General features: G+C 70.5%; 12 protein-coding genes. 10 read left to right on the top strand and 2 right to left on the bottom strand.

Features of this window, described 5'->3' with window-relative positions; genetic code table 11:
- Window positions 1–7: 7 nt before the first annotated feature.
- Together G6N30_RS17340 and G6N30_RS17335 are read right to left on the bottom strand one after the other, a co-directional pair.
- A complete protein-coding gene (locus tag G6N30_RS17340; protein WP_134054879.1) occupies window positions 8–541 on the bottom strand; it encodes an FAS1-like dehydratase domain-containing protein in 534 nt (177 codons plus the stop codon).
- Between the two features lie 46 nt (window positions 542–587).
- On the bottom strand, window positions 588–1,493 hold the full coding sequence (locus G6N30_RS17335; protein WP_134054877.1) for an HAD family hydrolase: 906 nt from the start codon (window positions 1,491–1,493) through the stop codon (window positions 588–590).
- A gap of 35 nt (window positions 1,494–1,528) precedes the next feature.
- Between G6N30_RS17335 and G6N30_RS17330 the strand changes: the two genes are divergently transcribed.
- The 10 genes from G6N30_RS17330 to G6N30_RS17285 all read left to right on the top strand — a co-directional run bounded on the left by G6N30_RS17330 (window position 1,529) and on the right by G6N30_RS17285 (window position 9,210).
- Entirely contained in the window at window positions 1,529–1,792 is a 264-nt protein-coding gene (locus G6N30_RS17330; protein WP_134054875.1) for a glutaredoxin family protein, read from the top strand.
- A gap of 90 nt (window positions 1,793–1,882) precedes the next feature.
- Complete coding sequence (locus tag G6N30_RS17325; RefSeq protein WP_134054873.1) at window positions 1,883–3,226, top strand: glutamyl-tRNA reductase; 1,344 nt, start codon at window positions 1,883–1,885, stop codon at window positions 3,224–3,226.
- A 3-nt stretch (window positions 3,227–3,229) separates the two neighbouring features.
- The gene (gene hemC / locus G6N30_RS17320; RefSeq protein WP_134054871.1) at window positions 3,230–4,174 is read left to right on the top strand and encodes a hydroxymethylbilane synthase; all 945 of its coding nucleotides are present in this window, start codon (window positions 3,230–3,232) and stop codon (window positions 4,172–4,174) included.
- A 24-nt stretch (window positions 4,175–4,198) separates the two neighbouring features.
- Window positions 4,199–5,869 carry a bifunctional uroporphyrinogen-III C-methyltransferase/uroporphyrinogen-III synthase gene (locus tag G6N30_RS17315; protein WP_134054869.1) on the top strand — a complete coding sequence of 557 codons (1,671 nt, stop codon included), beginning with the start codon at window positions 4,199–4,201 and terminating at the stop codon, window positions 5,867–5,869.
- 16 nt (window positions 5,870–5,885) lie between these two features.
- Window positions 5,886–6,857: a porphobilinogen synthase gene (gene hemB / locus G6N30_RS17310; protein WP_134054867.1), complete on the top strand. Its 972-nt coding sequence runs from the start codon at window positions 5,886–5,888 to the stop codon at window positions 6,855–6,857.
- Window positions 6,854–7,297: a hypothetical protein gene (locus tag G6N30_RS17305; protein WP_134054865.1), complete on the top strand. Its 444-nt coding sequence runs from the start codon at window positions 6,854–6,856 to the stop codon at window positions 7,295–7,297. Before hemB ends, G6N30_RS17305 begins: the two co-directional genes overlap by 4 nt.
- A 21-nt stretch (window positions 7,298–7,318) precedes the next feature.
- Window positions 7,319–7,765, top strand: coding sequence for a hypothetical protein (locus G6N30_RS17300; RefSeq protein ID WP_134054864.1), 447 nt, complete (start codon window positions 7,319–7,321; stop codon window positions 7,763–7,765).
- Window positions 7,762–8,232, top strand: a complete 471-nt coding sequence (locus G6N30_RS17295) for a transport-regulating membrane protein Mce1N (protein ID WP_134054862.1) — start codon at window positions 7,762–7,764, stop codon at window positions 8,230–8,232. Before G6N30_RS17300 ends, G6N30_RS17295 begins: the two co-directional genes overlap by 4 nt.
- Complete coding sequence (locus tag G6N30_RS17290) at window positions 8,229–8,465, top strand: hypothetical protein (RefSeq protein ID WP_134054860.1); 237 nt, start codon at window positions 8,229–8,231, stop codon at window positions 8,463–8,465. Before G6N30_RS17295 ends, G6N30_RS17290 begins: the two co-directional genes overlap by 4 nt.
- A complete protein-coding gene (locus tag G6N30_RS17285; protein ID WP_134054858.1) occupies window positions 8,458–9,210 on the top strand; it encodes an APH(3'') family aminoglycoside O-phosphotransferase in 753 nt (250 codons plus the stop codon). The genes G6N30_RS17290 and G6N30_RS17285 overlap by 8 nt, the downstream gene beginning before the upstream one ends.
- The last annotated feature ends 8 nt before the right edge of the window (window positions 9,211–9,218 follow it).

Below are 9,218 nucleotides of genomic sequence, written 5' to 3'. Positions count from 1 at the left end.
GTTCGCGCTACTTGGCGTTCTGCCCGGCGACCATCTTCGCGATCGCCTCGTCGCGGCGCGCCTTGATCGTCGCGCTGATCTCGTCGGCCTCGCTGTCGTGAGCGGCTTCGCCGATGACGGTGACGACACTGGTGAGCACCGGCTCGCCGGCCTCGTCGCTGACCTCGCCGCGCACCTCGGTGACGACGGTGCCGTGCGCCTCGATCACCGAGTCCAGGTACGAATCGAAGAACAGTTTGTCGCCGGCCAGGATCGGCCGGTGGAACGTGATCTTCTGGTCGCGGTGCAGCACCCGCTCCATGTTGATCGGCACGTCGAACTGGTTGAAGATCTCGGCCTGCACCTTCCGGCCTGCCACGGCGAGAAAGGTCAGCGAGGCGATCAGCGCGTCGTAGCCGGATTCCTTCGCGGCCTCTTCGGAATGGTGCGCCGGATGGTCGTCCTTCACCGCGCGGGCGAACTCGCGGATCTTTTCCCGGTCCACCTCGAAATAGTCCGGATACCGGTAGTGGGTGCCGATGATCTCTTCAGCGATGGCCATGGCTTCGCTTACTCCCCGCGTCGACGTGCTTGGCGGCGCGAGCTTATCAGCGCCACCCGGTACGGCCGTCCTGGCGGCGCGACACCACGGCCGCCAGCGCCCCGCCCAGCGCCCCGAGCGCGACGGCCGACGGCACCCCGATGCGCGCCGCTTTGCGCGCGGTGCGGAAGTCGCGGATCTCCCAGCCGCGCTCACGGGCCACGCTGCGCAGCGCGGCATCCGGGTTGATCGCGACCGCGGTGCCGACCAGCGACAGCATCGGCACGTCGTTGAAGCTGTCGGAGTAGGCCGTACAGCGGCGCAGGTTGAGGCCTTCGCGGATGGCCAGCGAGCGCACCGCGTGCGCCTTGCCGGTGCCGTGCAGGATGTCGCCCACCAGCCGGCCGGTGAACACACCGTCGACCGATTCGGCGACCGTGCCCAGCGCACCGGTCAACCCGAGTCGCCGGGCGATGGTCGCGGCGAGCTCGTACGGTGTCGCGGTCACCAGCCAGACCTGCTGGCCGGCGTCGAGGTGCATCTGCGCCAGCGCGCGGGTACCCGGCCAGATCTTGGAGGCGATGATCTCGTCGTAGATCTCCTCGCCGAGGTCGACGAGCTCCGCGGTCGAGCGACCCTCGATGAACGCCAGCGCCTTGCGCCGGCCCGCCGCGACGTCGTCGCTGTTCTCGCGGCCGGTGAGCTGGAATTTCGCCTGCGCGTACGCGAAGCGGCCGAGGTCGCCGTAGGTGAAGTACTTGCGGGCGGCCAGGCCGCGGGCGAAATGCACCAGCGACGAGCCGTGGACCAGCGTGTTGTCCACGTCGAAGAACGCCGCCGCGGTCAGATCAGGCGGTGGTGCCGCGGGTGGTGCCGGAACGGGTTCGGCCGCCAGATCCGTGACTGCGGCCTCCGCGCTGGCATCCCCGGCGATCTGTTGCCGCTCGGCGTGCGTACCCCCGGTATCGGACACGGCTCAACCCTAGGACACCGGAACCGGATACTGGGGTGGTGGATCACGCAATCGAGTTGCTGACGCGCGCGGGCTGCAGCGTCTGCGAGCGGGCGGCCGAGCAGTTGGCCGAGTTGGCCGGGGAGCTGGGCTTCACGCTGGCCGTCACCGACGTCGACGCGGCGGCCGCCGGCGGGAACGCGGCGCTGCGGGCCGAATACGGGGACCGGTTACCGGTGGTGCTGCTCGACGGCGCCGAACACAGCTACTGGGAGGTCGACGAACCGCGGTTGAGGGCCGACCTGGCATCCGCCCAGTGACAAATGCGGGCTGTGGTGACAAAGATGACTAGGTGAAATTTGGTCGGCACGCTCGTGAACGGATACCGTGGATGACGTGGTGATGAAGCCATGAGCGTGCTGCTGTTCGGGGTTTCGCACCGCAGTGCCCCGGTGTCGGTACTCGAACAGTTGAGCACCGATGAATCCGATCAGGCCAAGATCGTCGACCAGGTGCTGCAATCGTCCCTGGTGACCGAGGCGATGGTGCTGTCCACCTGCAACCGCGTCGAGGTCTACGCCGTCGTGGACGCGTTCCACGGCGGACTGTCCGTCATCGGGCAGGTCCTCGCCGAACACTGCGGGATGTCGCTCAACGATCTGACGAAGTACGCCTACGTGCGCTACGCCGAGGCCGCCGTCGAGCACCTCTTCGCCGTCGCGAGCGGGCTGGACTCCGCCGTCATCGGTGAGCAGCAGGTCCTCGGGCAGGTCCGCCGGGCGTACGCATCGGCCGAGGCCAACCACACCGTCGGCCGCACCCTGCACGAACTGTCGCAGCGCGCGCTGTCGGTCGGCAAGCGCGTGCACTCCGAGACCGGCATCGACGCCGCAGGCGCCTCGGTGGTCTCGGTGGCCCTCGACATCGCCGAGGCGAAACTCGGCTCGCTGGCCGGCCGCACCGCCGTCGTCATCGGCGCCGGCTCGATGGGCGCCCTGTCGGCCAAACACCTCGTCCGCGCCGGCGTCGACCGCGTGCACGTGGTGAACCGGTCGCTGCCGCGGGCCCGCCGGCTCGCCCAGAGCCTGCTCGACCAGGGCGTCACCGCCGACGCGCACACCCTCGACGACATCGCCTACGCGCTCGCCGACGCCGACGTGGTGGTCTCCTCCACCGGCGCGGTACGCCCGGTGGTGTCGCTGGCCGACGCCCACCGCGGGCTGACCGGACGGCCCGAGCACCGCCAGTTGGTGATCTGCGACCTCGGTATGCCCCGCGACGTGGAGCCGGCGATCGCCGGGCTGCCCGGCGTCAACGTCATCGACATGGAGCGCATCCAGCGCGAGCCCTCGGCGCGCGCCGCGGCCTCGGACGCCGATGCGGCCCGCTCGATCGTCGCCGCCGAGGTCGCGAACTACCTCGCCGGACAGCGGATGGCGGAGGTCACCCCGACGGTCACCGCGTTGCGGCAGCGCGCCGCCGACGTCGTCGAGGCCGAGTTGCTGCGCCTGGACAACCGGTTGCCGGAGCTCGACGCCGCCCACCGCGACGAGGTCGCCAAGACCGTTCGCCGCGTCGTCGACAAACTCCTGCACGCCCCCACCGTGCGCGTCAAGCAGCTGGCCAGCGCCCCGGGCGGGGACAGCTACGCCGAAGCGCTTCGTGAGCTGTTCGAACTCGACCAGCAGGCCGTCGACGCGGTGGCCGCCGGTGAATTGCCCTTGCTACCCATCGAAATCGACAAGTCCGAGTAGCGCTTGAGCAACGCCGACACGCCTATCCGGATCGGCACCCGGGCCAGCCTGCTGGCGAGGACGCAGGCCGGAACCATCCGGGATGCGCTGATCGCCAACGGGCACCCCGCCGAGCTGGTGTTCATCTCCACCGAGGGTGATCGCAACCAGGGGCCCATCGCCGACATCGGCGTCGGGGTGTTCACCGCGGCTTTGCGGGAGGCCATCCACGACGGTCGTGTCGACGCCGCCGTGCACTCGTACAAGGATTTGCCGACGGCGGTCGACGAGCGGTTCATGATCGCCGCGATCCCGCGTCGTGAGGACCCCAGGGACGCGCTGGTGGCCCGCGACGGTCTGGTGCTGGGGGAGTTGCCCGCGGGCTCCACGATCGGCACTTCGAGCCCGCGACGGGCCGCGCAGCTTAGAGCACTGGGTCTCGGTTTGGAAATCCGCCCCCTAAGAGGCAACCTAGATACCAGGTTGAACAGGGTCGGCAACGGTGAGCTCGACGGCATCGTGGTTGCCCGGGCGGGTCTGGCCCGCATCGGACGGCTGAGCGATGTCACCGAGACTCTCGAGCCGGTGCAGATGTTGCCAGCGCCGGCTCAGGGTGCCCTCGCGGTCGAGTGCCGCGCAGGCGACACCGGGCTGGCCGCGCTACTGGCGGAGTTGGACGACGCCGACACACGCGCGGCGGTCACCGCTGAACGAGTCCTGCTCGCCGAACTGGAGGCGGGTTGCTCCGCACCGGTGGGCGCGATCGCCGAGGTGGTCGAGTCTATCGATGAGGACGGCCACATCTTCGAAGAGGTGTCGCTACGCGGCTGCGTGGCGGCGCTGGACGGATCCGACGTGATCCGTGCGTCTGGCATCGGAACTCCGGGTCGGGCCGCAGACCTCGGGGTCTCGGTCGCCGCGGAGTTGTTCGAACTGGGGGCGCGCGAGCTCATTGCGGATCACCACTGAGCTGTAGAGCGGAGTGAGCGACAGATGACTCGGCAGGAGAGCGGGCGAGGGCGCAAGATGAAGCCCGGCCGCATCACCTTCGTGGGTTCGGGCCCCGGTGACCCCGGCCTGCTGACCACGCGGGCGCACAGTGTGCTCGTCAACGCCGCGCTGGTGTTCACCGACCCGGACGTGCCCGAGGCCGTGCTGGCTCTGGTGGGCGCGCACCTGCCGCCGCCGTCCGGCCCGGAACCGGCGGAGCCGGCGCAGGTGGCCGACGGCGCCGACGCGCAGCCGGTCTCGACGCTCCCCGGCGGCCCGGACATCCGGCCCGCGCTGGGCGATCCGGCCGAGGTGGCCAAGACCCTCGCCGGCGAGGCCAAGCACGGGGTGGACGTGGTCCGGCTGGTCGCGGGCGACCCGCTGTCGGTCGACTCCGTCATCGCCGAGGTCAACGCACTGGCGAAGAGCCACGCGAACTTCGAGATCGTGCCTGGCCTGCCGGACACCACCGCGGTGCCGACGTACGCCGGCCTGCCGCTGGGTTCCACCCACACCGTCGCCGACGTGCGCGGTGACGTCGACTGGGCCGCGATCGCCGCGGCGCCCGGCCCGCTGATCCTGCACGCGACCGCATCGCATCTGCCCGACGCGGCGCGCACGCTGATCGAGTACGGCATCGCCGAGACCACGCCCGCGGTCGTCACCGCCAACGGCACCACGTGCCAGCAGCGGTCGGTGGAGACCACGCTGTCCGGGCTGATCGACAAGGCCGTGCTGACCGGTCCCGAGCAGACCGGCGCGCCCGCGGGTCCGCTGGCCGGTCCGCTGGTGGTGACGCTCGGCAAGACCGTCGCCAACCGCGCCAAGCTGAACTGGTGGGAGAGTCGGGCCCTGTACGGGTGGACCGTGCTGGTGCCCCGCACCAAGGACCAGGCCGGTGAGATGAGCGAGAAGCTCGTCGGCCACGGCGCCCTGCCCATCGAGGTGCCCACGATCGCCGTCGAGCCGCCGCGCAGCCCCGCGCAGATGGAGCGCGCGGTCAAGGGTCTGGTCGACGGCCGCTTCCAGTGGGTCGTGTTCACCTCCACCAACGCGGTGCGCGCGGTCTGGGAGAAGTTCAACGAGTTCGGGCTCGACGCCCGCGCGTTCTCCGGTGTGAAGATCGCCTGCGTCGGTCAGGCGACGGCCGAACGGGTGCGCGCGTTCGGCATCAACCCCGAACTGGTCCCGACGGGTGAGCAGTCCTCGCTGGGTCTGCTCGACGAGTTCCCGCCGTACGACGACATCTTCGACCCGGTGAACCGGGTGCTGCTCCCGCGCGCCGACATCGCCACCGAGACGCTGGCCGAGGGGCTGCGCGAACGCGGGTGGGAGATCGAGGACGTCACTGCCTACCGGACTGTGCGGGCCGCACCGCCGCCGGCCTCGACGCGCGAGATGATCAAGACCGGTGGTTTCGACGCGGTCTGCTTCACCTCGAGCTCCACGGTGCGGAACCTGGTCGGTATCGCCGGTAAGCCGCACGCCCGCACCATCGTCGCCTGCATCGGGCCCAAGACGGCCGAGACCGCCGCGGAGTTCGGTCTGCGCGTCGACGTGCAGCCCGAGGTGGCCGCGGTCGGTCCGCTGGTGGAGGCACTCGCCGAGCACGCCGCCCGGCTGCGGGCCGAGGGTGCGCTGCCCCCGCCGCGCAAGAAGAGCCGTCGTCGGTGAAGATCGGCCGCTGATCATGCGTCAGCGTCCACGCAGGTTGCGTTCGACGCCGGCGATGCGCCGGCTCGTCGCTGAAACTTCATTGGAGCCACGGCATCTCGTGCTGCCGATGTTCGTCGCCGACGGCATCGACGAGCCGCGGCCCATCTCGTCGATGCCCGGGGTGGTGCAGCACACGCGTGACTCCCTGCGCCGCGCGGCCGCGGACGCGGTGGCCGCCGGGGTGGGTGGGCTCATGATGTTCGGAGTGCCGCGCGACGAGGACAAGGACCCCCGCGGTTCGATCGGCATCGACGCGGACGGCATCCTCAACATCGCCCTGCGGGACCTGGCCAAGGATCTCGGCGACGACACCGTGATCATGGCCGACACCTGTCTCGACGAGTTCACCGATCACGGACACTGCGGTGTACTCGACGACCGCGGCCGGGTCGACAATGATGCGACCAATCAGCAGTACGTGAGACTGGCTGTGGCGCAAGCACAGTCGGGTGCCCACGTGGTGGCTCCGAGCGGGATGATGGACGGTCAGGTGGCCGCGATCCGCGACGGGCTGGATGCCGCAGGGCACTCGGACGTGGCGATCCTGGCGTACGCGGCGAAGTTCGCCTCGGCGTTCTACGGTCCGTTCCGCGAGGCCGTCGGGTCCAGCCTGCAGGGCGACCGCCGGACATACCAGCAGGACAGCGGCAACGCCCGGGAGGCGATTCGCGAGATCGAACTCGACATCGCCGAGGGCGCCGACATGGTGATGGTCAAACCGGCCATGTCCTATCTCGACGTCGTGCGGGCGTGCGCCGACATCTCGCCGGTGCCGGTCGCCGCGTATCAGATCTCGGGTGAGTACGCGATGATCAGCGCCGCCGCCGCCAACGGCTGGATCGATCTGCGGGCCTCCGCGCTGGAAGCGCTCGTCGGGATCCGGCGCGCCGGCGCCGACATCGTGCTGACCTACTGGGCGGCCGAGGCCGCCGGCTGGCTGGCATGACCGGACCCGCTCAGCGCCCGGTCGGGCCGCCGTCCACTCCGCCCACCCGGCCGCCTGATGTCGACACCGGCTTCTGGTTGTGGGTGGCCGCGCTGCCACTGCTGGTGATCGGGTATCTGATAGACAACCTGATGGTGCCCGTGGAGGGTGCGTCGCTGTTCCTCAAGGGGATGGCGGTGATGATCGTCGTCGTGGTCGCGGCGATCGTGGCGACGTTCCTCATCCTGTTGCGCCAGGGCTACCGGTGGACCCGCACTCTGCTGACCGCGGGCGGCTTCGGATCGGTCGCCTACACGGTGACGAACCTGTTCACCGTGCCGCGCGAATCACCGGTCGCGGCGTTCGGGTACGCGGTCACCGCGATCATCGGATCGGTGCTCATCGCCGGCGGCATCTTCCTGCTGCACCGCAAAGACGCCAACGCCTTCTTCGTCCGGTGACCGCGCTAGGCTGACCCGACCATGACCGCTTCGCCAACACCGTCGCGGCCACGCGTGGTCGAGATCGCGTTCTGGACCCTGGTCGGCGGGGCCGTTCTGCTCATCCTCGGCGGGCTGCTCGCCGCCACCGTGACGTTCGAGACGGCGCGGTCGGCGATCGACTCCGAGGTGTCCAACGAGAAGGTCCGCAATTACCTCAACGTCTACCGCGGGATGGGGATCGGCTCGGTGCTCGCCGGGGCCGGCCTGGCCTTCGTCGCGGGCCGCGCGCGTCGCGGTGACCCCAAGTTCCGGCGCGCCACGGTCGGCTTGGCGCTGGCCATCGCGGTCGTGCTGCTGATGCTGGCCGCCGGCGCCGGGGTCGGTCAGCCCATGACGCTGCTGGCCCTGGTGCCGATCGCCGTCGGCACCGTGCTGCTGACCCGTCGTAGCGCCGCCGGCTGGTTCGAGCGGGAGGAGTCCCGATGACCGTTCCGACCGACGAGCGGCTGTTCTACGAACCGGGCGCCAGCTGGGCGTGGCTGCTCGCCGGACCCGCGGCGGCCGGGGCGATGCTGGCGATCCAGATCTCCGCCGGATACGGGTTGCAGCCGCTCGTGCCGGGGCTGTTCCTGGTCCTCGTGTCGGGCTTTCTGGCCATCCAGGTGAAGGCCGCGCGCATCCACACCTCCGTCGAGTTGACGCGCGACACGCTGCGCCAGGGCGTCGAGACCACCAGGTTGGCCGAGATCGTCGCGGTGTATCCGCCCGCGACGGGTTCCGAGGTGCCGAAGTGGCAGTCGGCGAGGGCGCTCGGCGAGCTGACCGGAGTCCCGCGCGGACGCACCGGCATCGGGTTGAAGCTGTCGAACAACCGGACGGCGCAGGCGTGGGCGCGGCGGCACATGAAGCTGCGCGAAGAGCTGACCCGGCTCGTCGAAGAACGGGTGCCGTGAGCGCGCGGGGTCGCGCGCTGCTCGAGTTGGTGTCGGCCGCGGCGGCGGCGGTCGGGTGTGTGGCCAGTTGGGCGGCGGCCGGCAGGACGGCGACGGCGGCCCCCGTCATCCCCGAAGGGCCGGAAACCACCGTGACGGTGTACTCGGCGCCGCTTCTGGTGCTGGCACTGCTGTTGGCGACTCTCGCCGGGGTGCTGCTCGTGCTGGGGGTCGCGCGGCTGCGGCGTGGCTGACTGGCTGCCGGTCACCACCGGAGAATCCGGCGCGCGGGTGTTCCGCAGCGCGGACGGTACGCGATACCGCAAGGTGGTCGACACCAGCGGCGTCGCGGCGCTGGCCGACGAACGGGAGCGCATCGGCTGGGCGGATGCCCACGGGATCCCAGGCCCCACGGTGCTGGACTGGCAGTGCACGGAGGCCGGGGCGGAGATGATCACCAGCGCGGTCGTCGGGACACCCGCCGACCACCTGTGCCCAGGCGACCTGGCCGCCGCCTGGCCCGCAGTCGTGGCAGCCGTCGGGGCCCTTCACGCCATCCCGGTCTCCGCGTGCCCGTACCGCCGAGATCTCGATGCCATGCTGGCGCGGGCCCGCGACATCGTCGCCCGCGACGCGGTCAACCGCGACTTCCTGTCCGACGAGGATCGATCGGTCCCCGGGGCGCGGCTGCTGGAGCGGGTCGAACGCGACGTGGCGCGGCGACGTGCCGAGGAACGGGCGGACGCCGTCGTCTGTCACGGTGACCTGTGTCTGCCGAACATCATCGTCGACGGCGCGGAGGTGGCGGGGTTCGTCGACCTGGGCCGCCTCGGCGTGGCGGACCCGCACGCCGATCTCTCGCTGCTTCTGGAGAGCACCAGGCAGAGTTTCCCGGACATCGCGGAGGAGACCCGGGCGGTGGCCGATGAGCGTTACCCGCGGCACATCGACGACGCCCGCCTGGAGTTCTACCTCCGGCTGGATCCGTTGACCTGGTGACGCTGGTC

Origin of the sequence: Mycolicibacterium litorale (assembly GCF_010731695.1) — a bacterium.
Classification (GTDB): Bacteria; Actinomycetota; Actinomycetes; order Mycobacteriales; family Mycobacteriaceae; genus Mycobacterium; species Mycobacterium litorale.
Note: the sequence above shows the minus strand (reverse complement) of the source record. Positions and strands in the feature narration are given on the sequence as shown.

What these genes read in the sequence shown, in the direction of transcription:
- G6N30_RS17340 (WP_134054879.1), bottom strand. Translation starts at nt 541, where the DNA reads ATGGCCATCGCTGAAGAGATCATCGGCACCCACTACCGGTATCCGGAC.
- G6N30_RS17325 (WP_134054873.1), top strand. Translation starts at nt 1,883, where the DNA reads ATGAGCGTGCTGCTGTTCGGGGTTTCGCACCGCAGTGCCCCGGTGTCG.
- G6N30_RS17315 (WP_134054869.1), top strand. Translation starts at nt 4,199, where the DNA reads ATGACTCGGCAGGAGAGCGGGCGAGGGCGCAAGATGAAGCCCGGCCGC.
- hemB (WP_134054867.1), top strand. Translation starts at nt 5,886, where the DNA reads ATGCGTCAGCGTCCACGCAGGTTGCGTTCGACGCCGGCGATGCGCCGG.
- G6N30_RS17305 (WP_134054865.1), top strand. Translation starts at nt 6,854, where the DNA reads ATGACCGGACCCGCTCAGCGCCCGGTCGGGCCGCCGTCCACTCCGCCC.
- G6N30_RS17300 (WP_134054864.1), top strand. Translation starts at nt 7,319, where the DNA reads ATGACCGCTTCGCCAACACCGTCGCGGCCACGCGTGGTCGAGATCGCG.
- G6N30_RS17295 (WP_134054862.1), top strand. Translation starts at nt 7,762, where the DNA reads ATGACCGTTCCGACCGACGAGCGGCTGTTCTACGAACCGGGCGCCAGC.